This window comes from Shinella lacus, assembly GCF_010994755.1.
Taxonomy (GTDB): Bacteria; Pseudomonadota; Alphaproteobacteria; order Rhizobiales; family Rhizobiaceae; genus Shinella; species Shinella lacus.
Genome location: NZ_WHSB02000004.1, coordinates 442,191 through 462,333 on the forward strand (window position 1 = coordinate 442,191; position 20,143 = coordinate 462,333).

Below are 20,143 nucleotides of genomic sequence, written 5' to 3' on the forward strand. Positions count from 1 at the left end.
CTGCAACGATCAGAAGTCTTCCCATTCGCTCGCCTTGAGGGCCGCATTGCCGTGTGACGCCGGTGCGGAACGCCGTGCCGGCGCGGAGCGGGCCTGCGACGACGCAACCGCTGCCGGGCGGCGCTGGCCGCCGTCGCGGAACTGCGCGAGCAGGCCGGAAAGCGAGACGGATTCGCTTGCAAGCGTCTGGCTGGCGGCGGATGTCTCCTCTACCATCGCCGCGTTCTGCTGGATCGACTGGTCCATGCTGTTGACGGCGGCGTTGATCTCCTTCAGCGCGGTCGCCTGCTCACGGGCAGCCTCCACGATCGAGACGACGTGACGGTTGATCTCCTGCACGCCGGAGACGATGCCCGTCAGCGCCGTGCCGGTCTGCCCGACGAGGGACACGCCGGCGCGGACCTGTTCGCCGGAACTGTTGATCAATTGCTTGATCTCCTTTGCCGCCGTGGCGGAGCGCTGGGCGAGTTCACGGACCTCCTGCGCGACGACGGCAAAACCCTTGCCCGCCTCGCCGGCCCGCGCCGCCTCGACGCCGGCATTGAGCGCCAGCAGGTTTGTCTGGAAGGCGATGTCGTCGATGACGCTGATGATGTTGTTGATCTCGGTGGACGAGCGCTCGATCTCGCCCATTGCGGCAACCGCCTGGGCGACGACGTCACCGGACTTTTCCGCGTTGCGGCGGGTTTCGGCAACGAGCGAGCCCGCCTCTTCCGCCCGCTTGGTCGAGTCGGCGACCGTCGTCGATATCTCGTCCAGCGCCGCCGCCGTCTCCTCGACGGAGGCCGCCTGCTGCTCCGTGCGGCGGGCGAGATCGTTGGTGGCACCGCTGATCTCGCGGGCACCGGCATCGATGGAGCCGGCAATGCGGCCGATCGCCTCGACGGTCTCCTGCAACTTGCCGATCGAGGCGTTGAAGTTGACGCGCAGCGTATCGAGTTCGGCGTCGAAGCCCTGCGTGATGCGGTAGTCGAGGCGGCCGTTTGCCATCTCTTCGAGGGCGAGCCCGATCTCGCCGACAGCGGTCGCGGTGCGCGAGGCCTGGATGGAGCGGGCATCCGCATCGGCGCTCATGCGGGCATGCTCGGCGGCGGCGCGGTCTGCATCGACACGCGAGCGTTCGTCAGCCCGGGCGCGGGTCGCATCGCGAACCTCGGCAACGGCGCGCGCCAGGTCGCCGATCTCGTCCTTGCGGCCGTCGGTCACCGACTAGCTGTCCAGTTCGCCGCGGGCCATTGCCCCAAGCGTGGCGCGCAGCTGGCCGACCGGGCGCGTGATCGAGCGGCTCGCCAGGAAGGCAGCGGCAAGCGCCAGCACGACGGCGACCGAAAGCTCGATCATCGCCAGGTTCCCGAAGCCGCTCGCCGACGTGCGGACATCGCCGCCGATCGTCTTGTTGAGGTTCTCTTGGTAGTCGATGAACTTGTTGATGGCGCCGAGCCAGGAGACGAAGAGCGGACGGGCCTTTTCGAGCAGCACAGTATGTGCGTTTGCCGCGTCGCCCTTGGCGATCAGATCGATGATCTCGGCCACGAGCGGATTGGTCTTCGCCTGGATGTCGGCGATTTCCGCGAGGATCGTGCGTTCCTCGGCGGTTGCACCATCGGGCGGCGTCACCATGTCCGCCATCTTCTTTTCGTTTTCGGCATAGGTGGCGGCGAGCTTGTCGATCAGCGCGATCGCCTCCTTGCGCTCGTCGTCCGAACTGACGAGCACCACGTCACGGATGGCGATGGCGCGGTCGTGCACGCTGCCGCGATAGTTGATCGCGAAACGCTGCTTGACGCTGTTAACATCGTTGATGCGGCCAAGGTCGTGGTTGATGCTGTTGACCTGCGAGACCGATGTCCACGTCAACACCATCATCAAAACGACGAGAAAGCCGAAGCCTAGCCCGAGACGGGTGGAAATTCCGAAGCGCATGCCCATAGTCACATCTCCCCCGATGAGTAGCCACGCGACATGGCCAGCCATAAGCCGGGTCGCGACTGGCATTCCGTAATGTCCTGAAAAGCAGAAATTTGCGGCTTTTCGCGCCGCGCACGCAATGGGTATCGGCCGCCAGAGGCAGCTCCGCGATCAAGCAATCATTGCCGCCACCTCATCGATCGAGGCAGCCTTTCGCTATGAACTATAATATTTCACAGGATAGTTAAGAATGTACTGATACAAAAAACCCCGGCCGCAAGGCGACCGGGGCGCATTCGATTGTGACGCGCAAACGGCTCAGCCGCGGATCGCGAGCACGCGGTTGGCGGCCGAAACGATGGCTTCGAGCGAGGCCGTCACGATGTTGGTGTTGATGCCGACGCCGAACAGTTTGCCGCCCGGATGCTCGACTTCCACATAGGCGATGGCGGCGGCGTTCGAGCCGTGCTGGAGCGAATGCTCGGAATAATCCGCCACGGACATCGGGATGCCGAGATAGATCGACAGCGCGTTGATGAAGCCGTCGATCGGGCCGGTGCCCTTGCCTTCGATGCGCTTCGTCTCGCCGCCGTCGGTGACCTCGGCCGCAACGATGCGCGTGCCTTTCTGACCGGCATCGTCCGGATAGGTGTGGTGATCGACGAAGCGCAGGCGCGTGCCGGGCTGCGTGACATACCGATCCATGAAGCTCTGGTGGATGCGCTTCGAGGGCAGCTCCACGCCCTCCTCGTCGGTGATGCGCTGGATTTCCTCGCGGAACTCGACCTGCAGGTTGCGCGGCAGGTTGATGCCGTAGTCTTCCTGCAGGATATAGGCGATGCCACCCTTGCCGGACTGCGAGTTGATGCGGATGATCGCCTCGTAGGAGCGGCCGACATCCTGCGGGTCGATCGGCAGGTAGGGCACTTCCCAAAGCGGCTTGTTGGCCTTCTTGATGGCCTTCATGCCCTTGTTGATGGCGTCCTGGTGCGAGCCGGAGAAGGCCGTGTAGACAAGTTCGCCGACATAGGGGTGGCGCTCGGGAATGGCCATCTCGTTGGAATATTCGTAGACCGCCTTGATGCGCTCGATGTCGGAGCAGTCGAGCTTGGGATCGACGCCCTGCGTGTACATGTTCAAGGCCAGCGTGACGACGTCGACATTGCCGGTGCGCTCGCCATTGCCGAACAGCGTGCCTTCGACGCGGTCCGCACCCGCCATCAAGGCGAGTTCGGTGGCGGCGATGCCGGTGCCGCGGTCGTTGTGCGGGTGCAGCGAGATGATGACGTTCTCGCGGTTGTCGATGTTGCGGCACATCCACTCGATCTGGTCGGCATAGATGTTGGGCGTCGCCATCTCGACGGTCGAGGGCAGGTTGAGGATCAGCTTGTTGTCGGCCGTCGGCTTGACGATCTCGACGACCGCGTTGCAGATCTCGAGCGCCACTTCCAGCTCGGTGCCGGTGAAGCTTTCCGGCGAATATTCGAAGCGGTAGCCGCCGCCGGCCATGGCGGCCATGTCGGTGATCATCTTGGCCGCATCGGTCGCGATCTGCTTGATGCCGGAAACATCCTTGGCAAACACCACGCGGCGCTGCAACTCGCTGGTGGAATTGTAGAAGTGGATGATCGGGTTATGCGCGCCTTCCAGCGCCTCGAAGGTGCGGGTGATCAGCTCCGGCCGGCACTGCACCAGCACCTGGAGGGAAACATCCTTTGGCACGTTGCCCTGCTCGACGCACCAGCGGGCGAAGTCGAAATCGGTCTGCGAGGCGGAGGGGAAACCGATCTCGATTTCCTTGAAACCCATGTCGAGCAAGAGCTGGAACATGCGGGCCTTGCGGTCGTGGCCCATCGGGTTGATCAGCGACTGGTTGCCGTCGCGCAGGTCCACCGAACACCAGATCGGCGCCTCGGTGATCACCTTGCCGGGCCAGGTGCGGTCCGGGATGTTGATGGTCGGGTAGGCCTGGTACTTGGCGGCGGCCTCGGGCATGCCCTGCTTGGGCGTATGGGTCTTCAAAATCATCGTCTTCGTCTCTTCGTCGTCCCGGCATTCGCGAAAGCGTCTTAGCGCAAGCGTGCGCATTTTGCGACGGCGAATGCTGGCCGTGGGCGGCCAAACCGGAATTAATGCGTAGGGTGAAACGAGGAGCTATGGCCTGGGCGGGCTTTTCGGCCGCCGGGCGCTCCTCAACGAACCCGGCAACCGCGCGTAAGGCCGAGAAGAAGAAGCGAGGAGAAGCCGCGCGAACGCTCACGAACAGCTGCGCTGCCGCGGGAAACTCGTTCGATGATCTGTGCGCTGGTCTTCAACATGAGGCCGTCTATACCGGCGGGAGGCGCAAAGCGCAAGCGCCCAAAAGAAAAAGCCCTCCACGACGGGAGGGCTTCGTCAATTCGGAAAGGCGGAAAGCCTCAGATGTCGCCCTGCGAGGTGACGATGCGTGAGACCAGGCCGTAGCCCTTGGCCTCTTCGGCCGAAAGCCAGTAGTCGCGGTCCGTGTCCTTGGCGATCTTCTCGATCGGCTGGCCGGTGGCCTCGGCGAAGATCCGGTTCAGGCGCTCGTTCATCTTGATGATTTCGCGGGCCTGGATCTCGATGTCAGACGCCATGCCACGGGTGCCGCCCGACGGTTGATGAAGCAGGAAGCGGGTGTTCGGCAGGCAAAGCCGGCGTTCCTTCGGCGTCGCGACATAGATCAGCGCACCGGCGGAGGCGACCCAGCCCGTGCCGATCATCCAGACCTTCGGCTTGATGAACTTGATCATGTCATGGATCGAATCGCCCGATTCGACATGGCCGCCCGGCGAATTCACGTAGATGCGGATGTCCTCGTCGCTGGCGGCGGCGAGCGCCACGAGCTGCGAGCAGACCTTCTGCGCCAGTTCCTGGTTGATCGGCCCATAGATGAAGATCGAACGCGACTTGAAAAGGTTCGCCTCCGTTTCCTTGCCCAGGGGCAGTTCCGTCTTCTTGTCGTCCTCGTCGCTCATGCAAAATCTCCGATTGCTCGTCAGAATAGTCCTGTCGCTGTCAGATAATGCGACTCACCGGCCAAGACAATGCAACAAAACCGATAGCGCGCGATAGAGCACGTCCGCGCCACCGGAAAACAGGGTAAATGCCGCCGCCCGCACTTACGCAATTTGCGTATGGACTTGCCCGGAGCCTAGCTCCTAGGATGCGGTTCTCATTGACAAAACGCCGGGGCTCCCACCGGCGCAACAGGGGACACCATGATCAGACGCATCACGCTGGCGCTTGCAGCGCTCGCCGCCACGACGGCACCGGCCTTTGCCCATCTCAACCCGCAAGAGCACGGCTCCTTCATGGCCGGCTTCTCGCATCCGCTGTTCGGCCTCGACCATATCCTCGTCATGGTCGCCGTCGGCCTCTGGGCGGCGCAGATCGGTGGCAAGGCGCTGTGGGCCGTGCCCACCGCCTTCGTTGCGACCATGGCGCTCGGCTTCAGCCTTGCGCTCGCCGGCATCGCCCTGCCCTTCGTCGAGCCCGCCATCCTCGCCTCGGTCGTGGCCCTAGGCCTGCTCGTCGCCATGGCGGTGAAGCTCGACACGGTCGTGTCGGCCGCGATCGTCGCTGTCTTCGCGCTCTTCCACGGCCATGCCCATGGCGGCGAACTCGGATCGGCCGGCGCGCTGTCCTTCGGCATCGGCTTCGTCATCGCGACCGCGCTGCTGCATGGCGCCGGCATCGGGCTTGGTCTCGGCATCGCGCGGCTTTCCGGCGGCGCGATCGCGGCCCGTATCATCGGTGGCGCAACGGCACTCGCCGGCCTCGCCCTCGCCTTCGGCTGATTTTTAAGAGGCGGCGGGCAACCGCCGCCGCCTTATCCGCGTCCGCGATAGGGCTGCACGCCCTGGTCGGGCAGCCAGACGCCCTTCGGCGCCTCCCCCGTCTGCCAGAACACGTCGATCGGAATGCCGCCGCGCGGATACCAGTAGGCGCCGATCCTCAGCCATTTCGGCTGCAAGAGATCGACGAGCCGCTTGGCGATGTCGATCGTGCAATCCTCGTGGAAGGCGCCATGGTTGCGGAAGGAATGCAGGTAAAGCTTCAGCGACTTCGATTCGACCAGCCAGCCATCCGGCACATAGTCGATGACGATATGCGCGAAGTCCGGCTGGCCGGTCATCGGGCAGAGCGAGGTGAATTCCGGCGCCGTGAAGCGCACGACGAAATCCGTGCCGGCGTGGTTGCTCGGCACCTTTTCCAGCACCGCGGTGTCCGGATTGACGGGAAGCTCCACCGCCTGCCCCAGTTGCGACAGTCCCGATACGTCCGTCTTGCTCATCGTCATGCCTCCTCGATCTTGACCCTGATACCATGCGCCTTTTCCGTCTCGGGCTCGACATGGATGGCGATCTGCGCGCCGGGCTGGACGGCGCGGATGGCATCCTCCAGCCGGTCGCAGATATCATGCGCCTGCCCGACCGGCATCGACGCCGGCACGACCAGATGGAAATCGACGAAGGTCGCCGAGCCTGCCCGCCGCGTCTTCAGGTCGTGCACGCCGAGCGAGCCCGCGCCATGGGCGGCGATGGCCGCCTGGATGGCATCGGCTTCCTCCGGCTCCACCGCATGGTCCATCAGCCCGTCGACCGAATGCGCGATGACCTTCCAGCCCTGGTAGAGAATGTTGAGCGCAACGAGCACCGCCAGCAGCGGATCGAGCACCGCATAGCCCGTCGCGATCGCCAGCACGAGGCCGACGAGCACGCCGATCGATGTGACGACGTCGGACAGGATATGCTGGCCATCCGCCGACAGCGCCGGCGAGCGATAGCGCCGGCCGGCGCGGATGAGCACGAAGGCCCAGATCGCATTGATGACGCCTGCCAGGAAGTTGATGGCGAGGCCGAGCGCCGGCGCTTCGATCGGCGTCGGCGCCATGACCGCGGGCAGCGCTTCCGCAACGATAAGCAGCGCCGCGACGACGATCAGCACGCCCTCCAGAACCGCCGAAAGATATTCCGCCTTGTGGTGGCCGAAGGGATGCGTCTTGTCGGCGGGCTTTGCCGCATAGGTGATGGCCGCGAAGGCGACGATGGCGGCAACCACGTTGACGCTCGATTCCATGCCATCCGAGAGCAGCGCCACCGAACCCGTCACCCACCAGGCGACGAGCTTCAGCCCCATCACGCCGAGCGACAGCGGAATGCCCCACAGCGCCAGCCGCTTGACCGTCTTGCTATCCGTGTTTTCCATGGCCGTTCTTTCCATGCAGATGCAACCGAGTTGCAAAAGCCGTGCCCATCAACGCAAAACCGCGCGCACGGGGACGTGCACGCGGTTTTCTCTTGGGCCTGCTATCGGCCAGTTCGGCCGTTTTGTCAAAGCCTCAGGCGGCTTTTACCTTGGCTTTTTTGGACAGGTGCGCCACCACGTTCTCGATCATGCGCATGCCGGCATCCTGGCCGAGCGTCATGATCGATTCCGGATGGAACTGCACCGCGGCGACCGGTTCGCTGGCATGTTCGATGCCCATGATCGTGCCGTCCTCGCTCTCCGCCGTGATGATGAAATCGCGCGGCAGGGTCGAGGGATCGGCGAAGATCGAGTGGTAACGGCCGACCGTCACCTCGCGGCCGAGGCCGGAAAAGACGATGCCGGGCTCCAGCACGCGGATGCGCGAGGGCTTACCGTGCATGGGAATGGCGAGCTGGCGCAAATCCCCGCCATAGGCCTCGGCGAGCGCCTGGAGGCCGAGGCAGACGCCGAAGATCGGGAGGTTGCGGGCGCGCGCCTTCTTGATCGTCGCCTTGCAGTCGAAATCCTTCGGCGTGCCGGGGCCGGGCGACAGCACGACGAGGTCCGGCTTCAGGCGGTCGAACACCTCCCCCGGCACCGGCGTGCGCACCGTCGTCACATTCGCGCCGGTCTGGCGGAAGTAGTTGGCCAGCGTGTGCACGAAGCTGTCCTCGTGGTCGACGAGCAGGATGTTCACCCCCGCCCCGACGGAGGCGACGTCGCGCTGGACCTTCGCGGCATTGCCGGCCTTGGCGTCACGGATGGCTGCAATCATGGCGGATGCCTTCAGTTCGGTTTCGGCTTCTTCTTCTTCCGGGTTCGAATCGTAGAGCAGCGTCGCGCCGGCCCGCACTTCCGCAATGCCGTCCTTGATGCGGATGGTGCGCAGCGTCAGCCCCGTGTTCATGTCGCCGTTGAAGCCGACCATGCCGATTGCCCCACCATACCATGCGCGCGGGCTCTTCTCATGCGCCTCGATGAAGCGCATCGCCCACAGCTTTGGTGCGCCGGTGACGGTGACGGCCCAGGCATGCGACAGGAAGCCGTCGAAGGCGTCCATGTCGTCGCGCAGGCGGCCTTCAATATGATCGACGGTGTGGATGAGGCGCGAATACATCTCGATCTGCCGGCGGCCGATGACCTTGACGGAGCCCGGCTCGCAGACGCGGCTCTTGTCGTTGCGATCGACGTCCGAGCACATGGTGAGCTCGGATTCGTCCTTCTTCGAATTGAGCAGCTTCAGGATCTGTTCCGAATCGGCGATCGGGTCTTCGCCGCGCTTGATCGTGCCGGAGATCGGGCAGGTCTCGATGCGCCGGCCGGACACGCGCACGAACATTTCCGGCGAGGCGCCGACGAGATATTCCTGGTTGCCGAGATTGATGAAGAACGAATAGGGCGACGGATTGATCGCCTTGAGCCGCTTGGAAATTTCCGACGGCTTGCTCTCGCAGCGCTCGAAGAATTTCTGGCCAGGCACCACTTCAAACAGGTCGCCGCGGCGAAAACTTTCCTTCGCCTTGACGACGAGCTCGGCATATTCGCCGGGGCGATGATCGCCATGCGGTGGGATGACATCGACCGTCTGGAACGGCTCGGGCTCGATCGCCTCGCCCTTGCCTTCCGTCGAAAGCCCGTCCTTGGCGAAATCATAGCGGTCGATCCAGGCCTTGGCGGCATAGTGGTCGACGACGAGGATTTCGTCCGGCAGAAAAAGCACCATGTCGCGCTGGTCGTCCGGGCGCTTCAGCTTCAGGTCGATCGCGTCGAACTGGAAGGCGAGGTCGTAGCCGAAGGCGCCGTAGAGGCCGAGGCTGGCATCCTGGTCAGAATGGAAGAGGTCGGTGACGGCGCGCAGCACCGTGAACACCGTCGGCATCTTGGAGCGCTCTTCCTCGGTGAAGACCCGGTCGGGCAGGTTCACGTCGAGATCGAGACGCGTCGCCGTGCGGGCGCCGAGAGCGAGTTCCGGCACCGCGGCCAGGCGATCGGCGATCAGGGAAAGCAGCACCTCGCCGCGCGCATTATACGCTTCGATCCAGACGGCGCGGCCGAAGGAGGAGATGCCGAGCGGCGGATCGACGACGGCGGTGTCCCAGCGGGTGTAGCGGCCGGGATATTCATAGTTCGACGAGAAGACCGCGCCGCGCCGCTCGTCGAGCTTGTCGACATAGGCGGAAATCGAGTTCGCGTAATCTGTGGCGCGACGACGACGCGTGACGGTCACGCCGCCCTTCGTCTCGTAGGCTTCCGCGCCGTCTTCCAGAATTTTCGTGGCCATTCCCCAACTCCGTTTCAGGCCCGCTCCCTTGAAGGCGGCTTAAAAAAGCAAAAGCCGCCTCGAAGGTTTCGGGCGGCTTGTCGTCTCAATCACGCATGACTGGTCAAGGCCGCCTCAGCGAGCCCACCACCAACCAGCAATGATGATCATCTTTTCCATGGCGACGAGTGTTAGCCTGAAGTTTTGCGGCGCGCAAGACCGATTGCGGCCGTTTACCGCTGGCTTTCCGGATGTTGCGCCGGCGCACCACCGGCCGTTACACACCATGCGTGGCGGCTTAGTGCGGCGAAACAATCTGTCAATATGGCGAATTTTCACCATGCCGCGGCATTTGCTCCTTTCTTGAGCATGTGCTAATGGCGGCCAGAGAAGAGTATTGATATCAAGGTAAATACCCATGGTTTCCGTCATGGTGGAACAGTTCCGCGAAATGCAGCTCCTGCTGGCGGATACGATCGAGCAATACGAGTCCCCCGAATTCAAGGCGCTGGACGGCCGCATCGCCAGCGTCTTCGATGCGATCTATCGCCATGAGCCGCGCACGGTCGACGAGGCGCACGCCATGGTGCGGCTGTTCCTCGAGCTCATCGAAAACAACGACGCCGGCGACAGCATCCACCTCATCGAACGCGTGCGCACGATCATCGACGACTGTGCCGGCTCCTGCCCGCCCTCCATGGAAATCGTGTACGGCGCCGGCATCTAACGAAAATCCGGCAACCAAATCCATTCCCCGGCGTTTCCCCGCTGATACGATCAGCCTGTCGGCTGATATAATCAGCCGGGGGACGGACCCATCGCAACGCTCCATCGCATAGTTCTGCTTGCCGCCACGCTGGTGCTCACCGGCGCTGCCGACCTGCCGAAGGAAGGCCCGCTGCCCGCTACCCGGCCGGAACAGCAGGTCAAGGAAGACGCCAAGGAGACGCCCGATCAAGCCGTGCCCGACAAGGCCGTAAAGGACGACGCCGCGAAGGCCGAGGCCGCGCGCAAGGCGAAGGAAGAGGAAGACAAGGCCAAGGAGCGCCCGCAGGAAGACGGCCAGGAACAGGCGGCGTGTCGGGCGGAGCTCAAAACCATCGGCGCGACCTTCGAGGAGGCGCCCGCCGTCGAGGATGGCAAGGCCTGCGGCATCGACAAGCCGGTGCTGCTAAAGGGCCTGCCGGGCGGCATCAAGGTCGAGCCCGAGGCGACGGTGCGCTGCGACACCGCGCTCCAGCTTTCGCGCTGGATGGAAGGATCGGTCAAACCGTCGCTCGAAGCCGCCATGCCGGGCGAGACGATCACGGTCCTCGCCCAGGCCTCCGCCTATGTCTGCAAGAACCGCAACGGCGCCGAAGAGGGCAGGATTTCCGAACACGCTTTCGGCAATGCGGTGGATGTGGCGGGCTTCACGCTGAAGAGCGGCAAGACCCTCACCATCCGCCCGGCCGACAAGGATTCCACCATGGAAGGCGCCTTCCAGCGCGCCATCACCGAGGCCGCCTGCCTCTATTTCACGACCGTGCTCGACCCCGGCAGCGACGCCGCCCACCAGAACCACCTGCATCTCGACGTGAAGGAACGGCGCGGCGGCTACCGCTATTGCTGGTAGGCAGCGTTTATTTCCTAGAGTAATTCCAGCAAAAGTGCGCAGCGGTTTTGCGTCCGGAATTTCGTTAAAACAAAGAGATAGGGCGTTTTCGCGATTCGAAGAAAAGCGGAAATGTTCTAGCGCTCCTCAAAAGGCGGTGTGGCGGCACCTATCTGTAGGGCGGCCGGCTCCGGCCCAATCATTCCACCTCAAAGGTCCCCACCATGTCGATCTCCCCCTACGAAATCTCGATCCCTACCTTCCAGCGCGGCTTCACCGTGCTGACGAAACTGCTGGACAAGGCCGAGGCCTTTGCGGAAGAAAAGAAGATCAAGACGGACGTGCTGGTGAATGCCCGCCTCTCGCCCGACATGCTCTCGCTCGCCGGCCAGATCCAGCGCCTGAGCGACACGGCAAAGGGCGCCGCCTCCCGCCTCACCGGCACGGACGCTCCGAGCTTCCCCGATGACGAGACGACGCTGGCCGACCTGCGCACCCGCATCGCAAAGACCGTCTCCTATCTCGCCACCGTGCCGGAATCGGGCTTCGAGGGTGCCGCGGAACGCACGGTCGTCATAAAGTCGCGCGGCCAGGATGTGACCTACACCGGCAAGGACTATCTGCTGACCTTCGCGCTGCCGAATTTTTACTTCCACCTCACGACCGCCTACGCGATCCTGCGCCACAACGGCGTGCCCGTCGGCAAACTCGACTTCCTCGGCCGCACGTAAGCCGAAAGCGAGAGGGGCGCCGAAGCGCCCCTCTTTTCGTCAGAACAGGCCCTCGATAAAACCTTCTTCGTTCAAAAAGATCTTCTCTGAGGACGGCACCTTGGGCAGGCCCGGCATGGTCATGATCTCGCCCGTGATGACGACGACGAAGCCGGCGCCGGCCGATAGCCGCACCTCGCGCACCGGCACCGTATGGCCGGAGGGCGCGCCGCGCAGGTTCGGGTCGGTCGAGAAGGAATATTGTGTCTTCGCCATGCACACCGGCAGGTGGCCGTAACCCTGGTCCTCCCAGACACGCAACTGGTCGCGCACCGACTTGTCGGCGATGACCTCGCCGGCATGGTAGATGTCCTTGGCGATCGTCTCGATCTTCTGGAACAGCGGCATCTCATCCGGATAGAGCGGCGAGAACTGCGACAGGCCGGATTCCGCAAGCTCGACGATCCGGTGCGCCAGCGCCTCGATGCCAGCGGAGCCCTGCGCCCAGTGTTTGCAAAGGATCGCCTCGGCACCGAGCGTCGCCACATAATCCTTCACCGCCTGGATTTCCGCATCCGTATCCGAGATGAAGTGGTTGATGGCGACGACGACGGGCACGCCGAACTTCTTGACGTTCTGCACATGGCGGCCAAGGTTCGCGCAGCCCTTGCGGACCGCTTCGATATTCTCCTTGCCGAGTTCATCCTTCTTGATGCCGCCATTCATCTTCATGGCGCGCACGGTGGCGACGATGACCGCCGCATCCGGCTTCAGCCCGGCCTTGCGGCACTTGATGTCGAAGAATTTTTCTGCCCCGAGATCGGCGCCGAAACCGGCTTCCGTCACCACATAGTCGGCAAGCTTCAGTGCCGTGGTCGTCGCGATCACCGAGTTACAGCCATGCGCGATATTGGCGAAGGGGCCGCCGTGCACGAAGGCCGGGTTGTTCTCCAGCGTCTGCACGAGGTTCGGCTGCATGGCGTCCTTGAGCAGCACCGTCATCGCCCCGTCCGCCTTGATATCGCGGGCGAAGACCGGCGACTTGTCGCGGCGATAGCCGATGATGATGTTGCCGAGGCGCTTTTCGAGATCCTTGAGGTCCATCGAAAGACACAGGATCGCCATGACTTCGGAGGCCACCGTGATGTCGAAACCCGTCTCGCGCGGATAGCCGTTGGCCACGCCGCCGAGCGAGCCGACGATGTGGCGCAGCGCCCGGTCGTTCATATCCATCACGCGCCGCCAGGCGATGCGGCGGATGTCGATGTTCTGCTCGTTGCCCCAGTAGATATGGTTGTCGATCAGCGCGGAGAGCAGGTTGTGCGCCGAGGTGATGGCGTGGAAATCACCGGTGAAGTGGAGGTTCATGTCCTCCATCGGCACGACCTGCGCATAACCGCCGCCGGCAGCCCCGCCCTTCACGCCGAAGCACGGGCCGAGCGAGGCTTCGCGGATGCAGGTGATGGCCTTTTTGCCGATGCGGTTGAGGCCGTCGCCAAGCCCGACCGTCGTCGTCGTCTTGCCCTCGCCCGCCGGCGTCGGATTGATGGCGGTGACGAGGATCAGCTTGCCGTTCTTCTTGCCCTTCTGCGCGGCGATGAACTCGGCGCTGATCTTCGCCTTGTCATGGCCATAGGGCAGCAGGTGCTCGGGCGGAATGCCGAGCTTGCCGCCGATCTCGATGATCGGTTTCTTGCTTGCGGCGCGGGCAATTTCGATGTCGGATTTCACGTCGGCCATGCAGTGTCGCTCCCTTTTGGCAAAACGTCCGCAGCCGGGTCTCCTCTCCCGAAGGCGGCGTTTTCCCTTGTTATTTGCCACGCCATTTCAGCGTGAAGCCGCCCGCCGCGCCACGCCGGAATTTGCCGCTTGCTGGGTTAAAAACGACACGGAGCGATAAATTTGCGGCGGAAGTGAATAGCGAATGGCGAATAGAATTTAGCCCTATTCGCTATTCGCCATTCGCCATTCGCTCACCGTGCCAGCACGTCGCGCATTTCGACGAGGTTGGAACGCACGCGCAGGATATAGAAACCCATCGTCGCCAGATGCGTCGGCATGATCCAGCCATCCTCGCGGCCGTTCGAGATGATGGCCGGCTGGATGCTGAGCGCGGAGCGCAACTGCTTGATGCTTTCCGCCCAGATCGGCTCGATGCCGCGCGCCTTGATGACCGCGTCGAAATCCGCGCCGGCCGCAGACAAGATGCCGTAATAGCCATAGAGCTGGCCATAGGCGAACCAGAAGCGATCGTCGGCGCGCGTATCGAACCAGCCGCCATTGTGGAATTCCGAGCGCTCGCGAATGATCGCGGAGGTCGAGCCGATGTCGTTGGCGATGCGGTCGAGGAACTCGATCAGGTTGTCCGAGCGGCCGTCAAAGATCGCCTCGCAGGATTCGAGCGAAGTGTTGAACTTGCGCAGGTCCGCCATCGCCGTACGGTAATAGTTCGGCGTCGGCGTCTTCGGCAAAAGCGAATCCGAGCCGAAATACCAGGTCTCCTCATCGAACTGGATATTGCCGCGGGCGCGCTGGAGATCGGCGTTGATGCCCGACGTGCCGCGCACGCGGCCGAGGGAATCGACGAGCTCGACGGAGGTGCGGCGCACCGCCTGGTTGATGCCGCGCTGGAACGACGCCTTGTTGTCGAACCACGGCGTCTTGTCCCAGTCGAGCCCGAACAGCCCGAGCTTGTAGAGCAGCATCGAGGAGATCCAGGCATTCTGGTTGACATTGTAGTCGATCAGGTCCGCCGTGACGTCGACGATTGCCGAACGCACGCAGGTCTTCGGCTCCGGCTCCGCCACCTCGCCTGCTGCCGGCGTGGTTGCGGCCGCACCCGTCGAGGCGACGCCGGCATCCTGCTTGCGCTGGGCGAGATTGTAATTGTTCACATAATCCGGGTTGAAGCCGCTCCACACCTGGGCCTGCCAGATGAAATAGGCATAGAGGCCGAAGAGGACCAGCAGGCCGATGCCGATCGGCCCCTTGATGATCCAGCCGCGCGCCCGATACCAGTTCGCCGCCGCCATGAACGGCCAGAGGATCCAGGCGATCACCAGGCCGATGCCCCGGCCGATGGCCGCGAAGATGCGCTGGAAAAACGCCACGATCGGGTCAAGCATTGGTATCGTCCTCTCTGATGCCGTACAGCTTTCGGCGGAAGCCAGCCTTGTCTTGCAGATAGGTCCGCGTCAACGTCGCAACAACGTACTCGCGGAACTTTTCGCTATATTGCTCGTAGGCCGCGTAGAAACCCTGCTTGTCGAAGACGAAGCGTGACACAAAATCATAAGGAACCATCTGTGAAATCAGGCGGTTGACCAGCCACTGGTCGGGATGTTCGGGGGCTGCGCGCACCACGAGGAAACGCCGTTCCGGCGGCACCTCGTTGATCTTGATCTCGCCGGTCGCCGCCACCGTGCGGATCGCCTCCTGCAGGAACGGATAGGTGCCGTCGCGCGCCACAAGCTCCGAATTGCGGTGCATCCAGGTCTGCAGCCAGATCCTGTCGGCCTTTTCAAGATCGCTCGTCGGATCGCCCTGGTTGACGAGATTGACGACCGTCATGTCCGCGCGATGCTGGAACAGGCCGGACTGCTCGACCCAGGAGGCGCGCGGCAGTTCCAGCCGTTTGGTCGAGGAGAGGAACTCGAAGATGCGCTTGTGGTCGTTCAGCGCGATGTAGCTCACCTGCCAGGGCCGCGAGCGACGAAAGCCCGGTACGGCCGGATCACAGATCACCGTCGTCGTCTTGTCGTCGAGGAAGACATAGACGCCACCGAAATGGTTCGCCCAATAGGCCTCGTGGCGGAAGACGAGCTGGTCGGGCACCAGCGCATTCTGGCGGATGTCTCCGGTCTGCTTGGCAAGCTCCACCATGCGGTTGAGCATGGCATCGTCCGACCAGGCATTCGGCACGGTCTTCAGCCGATCGACCAGCCCGCGCAATTCGCCTGCCTTGCCGAGCATGTCCTCGGCCGACAGCACCTTGAAGCGCACCTCGTTGATCGACAGCAGGTCGTCGATATCGTTGACCACCGAGACCGAATCCTCGATCTCGCCATAGAGCGCATCGCGGATGGTGATCGCGTTGATCGCCCGGGCATTGGCCGAAAAGAACTCATGCATCAGGGCCGCGGTGTTCGAAAAGCTCGTATGCACCACCGGCAGGTTCACCTGCTCCGGCGTCATGATGACGAAGCGACGGTTGACGCGGTTCGGATCGAGATAATCCCGATCGCCGAGTTCATCGGCGATCTCCGGCGAAAACCCCGTCATGTCGATGCGAAAACTCGAAAGCGCCGTGCGCCGCATGCCGAACCCGTCCAGCGCCTTGTTGTAGCGCTCGACCAGATGCGGCTCGTCGACCGGCAACAGCCGCCCGTAGATCAATTCGGCTTCGAGGAGGCGTTTCATGCGTCTTGGATCACTCGCTTACCGGCCGTTTGCTGTCCTCGCCCCAGAAGAGATCGTCGAGATCGACACGAAGCGCCTTGGCGATGCTCCTGAAAACCGAAATGCTGCCTTCCTTCTTGCCGGTCTCGATCTCGGAAAGATAGCCCGCACTTATTCCGATCGCCTTTGCCAGGTCCTTGCTCGTCATGCCACGGAAATCGCGCCAGACACGGATCGGGTTTTCTCCATCGATCAGCCGGTCGACGAATTCGGAAGGAACCAGTAGATCATCGCCCTCTGCGATGCGCCGTTTCGCTTCATCGTATGCGGCCACGTCCTCAAGCATTTCCGCCATTTCGACGAGCGCATCATATTCGGCGCGCGCAAGCACGACCATCTCCTCACCGCTCGGCGTGGTAAACTTGGTTACCTTGTTCATCACACGCTCCCTTCAGTAAATGCTTCCGCGACTATCAACTTCAAGTACGTCAAGAACGTCGCCATTCTCGTCGAAAATCACACGCCAGTTTCCAACCCGCAATCTGAAGCCCGTCCGTCCCTGGAGCTTCTTCACATTCGCCTTCAGCGCCTCCGGATCAGCAGCATACTGATAAATCTTCGCTCTGATCCTGTCGGCCTCGTTTCGCGGTATGCGCGCGAGCGTCCGCAAGGCAGGGGCATGGAAAACAACCTGTTTCATAGACACTAAGCCCCGCCATCGGAACAGGCAATAGAATTCGCTGTCAGCTAATCCCCACCTCTACCACCGCCCCTCCGCCTTCATCGCCTCCATCTCGCGGATCGCCTTTTCGCGCTGGCGTTCGCGGCGGATGATGTCGGTGACGGCGGCATCGTCGGATTTGTCGGTGTAGCGGAATTCGGAATCGGCGTAACGGTTGATCTCCTGGAGCACCATTTCCATCGAGATGGGGCCGCGCAGTTCCTCGATCATCGCCTTCTTCTCGTCGTAGCCCTTGTGCATGAAGGCGTCGGCGGTGGTGAACCAGTCGTCCGGCAGTTCCACGTCCATGGCGCGCATCTTGATCGCGTCGGTGATGTTCTTGATGGCGCGGCCGGTGAAGCGCGGTTCGGCGATCTTGATGCGGTGCAGGTAGGCGCCGACATCGGCGAGCGACTTGACCGCGCCGTGCTCCTTCTCATGCGCCTCCCAGACGGCAAGCAGGCCGTCTTCCTGGGGTTTCGCATGCTGCTCGTAGGAGGTCGAGACGGCGCGCTTGATCTCCTGGCCTTCGAAGAGCTTGTGCTCGCCGAGCGGAATCGAATGGTTCTTGCCGACCAGCATCGCAAAAATGTCGATATAGTCGTCCTCGGTTTGCGGGCCGTCCACCAGCCAGCGGGCGCCGGCGCGCTGACGCAGAGCGTCATCAACGTTTTCCGGATAGTTGGAGAACATGCCGAAGGTGCAGTTGCCGCGAATGACCGTCGAGGCACCGGCAAAACTTTCCATCAGCACCGCCGTCACCTCGTGCTGGCCGGCAGACGCGCGATCGTCGGAGCGTTTGGCCGCGACCTGGTCGACGTCGTCGATCGTGCCGAAGCCGATTGCCTTGGGGTTGATGACGTTGTTGACGAATTCCTTGCAGTTCTGGCCGGATTTGCCCTGATAGGAGGAAATCTGGTCGACGCCGAAATTCTCGTAATGGAAGGCGTAACCGGCGGTCTGGCAGTAATCGTTGACGAGGCCGGCGAGCATCTGGATGAGGATCGTCTTGCCGGTGCCGGGCATGCCGTCGCCGATGAAGGTGAAGAGGAAGCCGCCGAGTTCGACGAAGGGATTGAGCTGCCGCTCGAAATCATAGGCGACCAGCATCTTTGCGAGCTTCATCGCCTGGTATTTGGCGATGTGGTTGCCGATGATCTCCTCGGGCTTCTTGAAAGTCATCGTCAGCGGCTTGCGCTTCTGGCCGGGCGCGACGTCGAAGCCGGAAAGCGTGAAATCGTCCTGCTCGATGCGGATATGCGCATTCTCGAACCCGGCAAGGCCGGTGAAGCGCGCGCGGCGGGAAATCAGGCCCTCGATGGCGACGCGCGAAAAGGCGCGCGCGCGGCTAACGAGTGCTGCATCGTCCGGCGCACCGGCGATCGTGTGCTCGAGGCCGGCGATCATGCTTTTCAGCGCATCCTGCGGCGTGTCGAACAGGTAGTCCGGCTCGCCGCCATCCTCCACCGGCTCGCCCTCACCCGGCAGCGTCGCGCCGAGATAGGCGGCGAAGGTGAAGGCGGCGATATAGGCGGAGGCGGCGAGCAATGCCTTAAACTGGTTCGCCTCGTCGCCCGCCAGGGGCGAGGCAAGATTGCGCGATTGCAGGCCTTCAAGATTTGTCTGACGGGAGAAGGCGTCAGTGACGGCGAGCGCCACTTGCAAGCCGCGCCGCGAGCGGAACAGCACGGCATGCTGCTGCGGCGAGAGCAGCGGATCGGCGGCGCGCACGGACTGGATGGTCTTTGCCAGTTCCACCTCGCGGGTGCGCCGCGTGCCCGCCGTCGAAACGGTGGAGACGAAACGCCGGCCCGTGCCGGCGAGCGTCGTGCCGCTCTTGCCGTCCTCGCTTTCGAGGATGACGAGCTTGGTGACGAGGCTCTGCGCCGCCGCCTGATGTTTGGCGATGTCGTCTTCGTGGATCGTCGTCAGTCCGGCATTGAGGCTCATGGCGGAGTCCTTTTGAAAATTCGGCGGGAAGGGCTCTACCCCTCGCTGATCACCTGGTTTCCGGAAATAACATGCACCTTGTAGGCGCCGAAGATGCCGGCGGTCTCGCCTGCGGCGTAAAGCGCCTGGTAGGCATCGTGCGGCACAAGCGCATGTTTTTCGTATGTGCTGACGCCCATGCGGGCGGCTTCGAGATCATTGGTCTCGATGTGGAATTCCTCCTGCGCCGGGGTGGAGCTCCAGAAACCCTTCTGCGCGGGGCGCTCGGCCTTGGAAAACACCTCCTGCACCGTCCAGGTCAGCAGCCAGGCGTTTTCCGGCTTGCGCACCTTGGAGAGGATCTCGTTGACCCGCGCATTGTTCTCGGTGATGCCGGCCGAATAGAACGGGCCGAGCACGATGCGGCGCAGTTGCTTGGGGTGCAGCGTCGGGAAATCCTTGTCTAGATTGGTGGCGATCGTCGCGGGCGTCAGCGAATAGGCGCTGTTCTTCAGCGTGAAATCGTCGAAGCGGCTGGCAAGCTCCGGATTGAGCAGGCCGCCGACGGGCAGCGGGATGTCGACGTCCGGGTTGAGCTTGCCGTCCTGCCCCACCAGCATCTTCACGACGTTCTCGCTCGAATCCTCGATGGTCGCCATGTAGACCATCGGCAATGTCGCAGTGCCGTCGAAGGCGCCCCAGCAGACGATGTAATAGGGCCGCATGGTCTTGGGGTTGACCGCGACGCGGATCGTCTCCGGCAGCACGAAGGGCGAAAAGATGTCGCCCTTGCCGATCTGTTCCAGATAGAGCCGCTCGGCCATGCGCCCCTGAAGATCGGTCGGGAAAGCCTTCTGGCGCAGGATGAAATCCGCCATCTCGCCGCGCAGCTGGTCGGCATTCGGAATGGCGGCGAGCCGCTTTTCTGCCGTCTGTCGGTCGTTTTCCAGTTCCAGCACGTTCTGGAACACCGGAAAGCCGCTTTCGGCGCGCGAGACGCGGAACTGGTCGATGAAGCCGATGCGGTTCTCCCAGCAGGCGAAGGACGCCTTCAGCCGGGCGAGATAAGGCACGACGATCTCGCCGACCACGGAGTTGCGGTAGAGCGGCGAGTTGCGGTCGGCCAGGAAGATTTCGAGGCCACCGAGGGCGGAGCGGATGGTGGAGAAATACTGCGCGACGGCGCTGTCGGCGGGGGCGTTCATTGGGGGTGTACCCCTTCAGAGGAGAATACCCCCCTCTGCCCTGCCGGGCATCTCCCCCACAAGGGGGGAGATTGAAAGAGGCCAGGTTTTCGCCAATCCCGAACGCCGAAATATGAGGAGTGCCATTGCACCTTGCCGATCTCCCCC

Annotated in this window: 17 protein-coding genes and 1 pseudogene; 4 read left to right on the top strand and 14 right to left on the bottom strand. The window is 63.0% G+C overall.

Going from position 1 to position 20,143, the window contains the following annotated elements; translation table 11 throughout:
* Positions 1–9 precede the first annotated feature (9 nt).
* The 3 genes and pseudogenes from GB927_RS13625 to GB927_RS13635 form a co-directional block, all read right to left on the bottom strand.
* A pseudogene (locus tag GB927_RS13625) lies at positions 10–1,929 on the bottom strand (methyl-accepting chemotaxis protein).
* Positions 1,930–2,226: 297 nt separating this feature from the next.
* Positions 2,227–3,936 (bottom strand): 2-isopropylmalate synthase, encoded by a 1,710-nt coding sequence (gene leuA, locus GB927_RS13630; protein WP_256117555.1) that lies wholly within the window; start codon positions 3,934–3,936, stop codon positions 2,227–2,229.
* 389 nt (positions 3,937–4,325) lie between these two features.
* Complete coding sequence (locus GB927_RS13635; protein ID WP_256117556.1) at positions 4,326–4,904, bottom strand: ATP-dependent Clp protease proteolytic subunit; 579 nt, start codon at positions 4,902–4,904, stop codon at positions 4,326–4,328.
* A gap of 243 nt (positions 4,905–5,147) precedes the next feature.
* On the opposite strand from GB927_RS13635, the gene GB927_RS13640 reads away from it, so the two are divergent.
* The gene (locus GB927_RS13640; RefSeq protein WP_256117557.1) at positions 5,148–5,726 is read left to right on the top strand and encodes a HupE/UreJ family protein; all 579 of its coding nucleotides are present in this window, start codon (positions 5,148–5,150) and stop codon (positions 5,724–5,726) included.
* A 32-nt stretch (positions 5,727–5,758) separates the two neighbouring features.
* On the opposite strand, the gene queF is transcribed toward GB927_RS13640, so the two are convergent.
* The 4 genes from queF to GB927_RS13660 all read right to left on the bottom strand — a co-directional run bounded on the left by queF (position 5,759) and on the right by GB927_RS13660 (position 9,871).
* Positions 5,759–6,223, bottom strand: coding sequence for a preQ(1) synthase (queF, locus tag GB927_RS13645; protein ID WP_256117558.1), 465 nt, complete (start codon positions 6,221–6,223; stop codon positions 5,759–5,761).
* 2 nt (positions 6,224–6,225) lie between these two features.
* Positions 6,226–7,137 carry a cation diffusion facilitator family transporter gene (locus GB927_RS13650; protein ID WP_256117560.1) on the bottom strand — a complete coding sequence of 304 codons (912 nt, stop codon included), beginning with the start codon at positions 7,135–7,137 and terminating at the stop codon, positions 6,226–6,228.
* A gap of 133 nt (positions 7,138–7,270) precedes the next feature.
* On the bottom strand, positions 7,271–9,460 hold the full coding sequence (locus GB927_RS13655) for an anthranilate synthase (protein WP_256117561.1): 2,190 nt from the start codon (positions 9,458–9,460) through the stop codon (positions 7,271–7,273).
* A gap of 114 nt (positions 9,461–9,574) precedes the next feature.
* Entirely contained in the window at positions 9,575–9,871 is a 297-nt protein-coding gene (locus GB927_RS13660) for a hypothetical protein (protein ID WP_256117562.1), read from the bottom strand.
* Between GB927_RS13660 and GB927_RS13665 the strand changes: the two genes are divergently transcribed.
* The 3 genes from GB927_RS13665 to GB927_RS13675 all read left to right on the top strand — a co-directional run bounded on the left by GB927_RS13665 (position 9,858) and on the right by GB927_RS13675 (position 11,764).
* Entirely contained in the window at positions 9,858–10,166 is a 309-nt protein-coding gene (locus GB927_RS13665) for a hypothetical protein (RefSeq protein ID WP_256117563.1), read from the top strand. The two genes, GB927_RS13660 and GB927_RS13665, sit on opposite strands and share 14 nt — an antisense overlap.
* A gap of 132 nt (positions 10,167–10,298) precedes the next feature.
* Entirely contained in the window at positions 10,299–11,054 is a 756-nt protein-coding gene (locus GB927_RS13670) for an extensin-like domain-containing protein (RefSeq protein WP_256117564.1), read from the top strand.
* A 203-nt stretch (positions 11,055–11,257) separates the two neighbouring features.
* Complete coding sequence (locus tag GB927_RS13675; protein WP_256117566.1) at positions 11,258–11,764, top strand: DUF1993 domain-containing protein; 507 nt, start codon at positions 11,258–11,260, stop codon at positions 11,762–11,764.
* Positions 11,765–11,803: 39 nt separating this feature from the next.
* Here the strand turns inward: GB927_RS13675 and GB927_RS13680 are convergent, their stop codons facing one another.
* From GB927_RS13680 to GB927_RS13710, 7 genes are all read right to left on the bottom strand, one after another.
* Positions 11,804–13,483, bottom strand: a complete 1,680-nt coding sequence (locus GB927_RS13680; protein WP_256117567.1) for a formate--tetrahydrofolate ligase — start codon at positions 13,481–13,483, stop codon at positions 11,804–11,806.
* A 233-nt stretch (positions 13,484–13,716) separates the two neighbouring features.
* The gene (locus tag GB927_RS13685; RefSeq protein ID WP_256117569.1) at positions 13,717–14,868 is read right to left on the bottom strand and encodes a DUF2333 family protein; all 1,152 of its coding nucleotides are present in this window, start codon (positions 14,866–14,868) and stop codon (positions 13,717–13,719) included.
* On the bottom strand, positions 14,861–16,162 hold the full coding sequence (locus tag GB927_RS13690) for a DUF6638 family protein (protein ID WP_256117570.1): 1,302 nt from the start codon (positions 16,160–16,162) through the stop codon (positions 14,861–14,863). The genes GB927_RS13685 and GB927_RS13690 overlap by 8 nt, the downstream gene beginning before the upstream one ends.
* 10 nt (positions 16,163–16,172) lie before the next feature.
* Positions 16,173–16,580 carry a helix-turn-helix transcriptional regulator gene (locus GB927_RS13695; protein WP_256117571.1) on the bottom strand — a complete coding sequence of 136 codons (408 nt, stop codon included), beginning with the start codon at positions 16,578–16,580 and terminating at the stop codon, positions 16,173–16,175.
* A gap of 12 nt (positions 16,581–16,592) precedes the next feature.
* Positions 16,593–16,841 carry a type II toxin-antitoxin system RelE family toxin gene (locus GB927_RS13700; protein WP_256117572.1) on the bottom strand — a complete coding sequence of 83 codons (249 nt, stop codon included), beginning with the start codon at positions 16,839–16,841 and terminating at the stop codon, positions 16,593–16,595.
* A 60-nt stretch (positions 16,842–16,901) separates the two neighbouring features.
* Positions 16,902–18,812, bottom strand: coding sequence for an AAA family ATPase (locus tag GB927_RS13705; RefSeq protein WP_256117573.1), 1,911 nt, complete (start codon positions 18,810–18,812; stop codon positions 16,902–16,904).
* A 35-nt stretch (positions 18,813–18,847) separates the two neighbouring features.
* The gene (locus GB927_RS13710) at positions 18,848–19,996 is read right to left on the bottom strand and encodes a hypothetical protein (protein WP_256117575.1); all 1,149 of its coding nucleotides are present in this window, start codon (positions 19,994–19,996) and stop codon (positions 18,848–18,850) included.
* Positions 19,997–20,143: the final 147 nt, after the last annotated feature.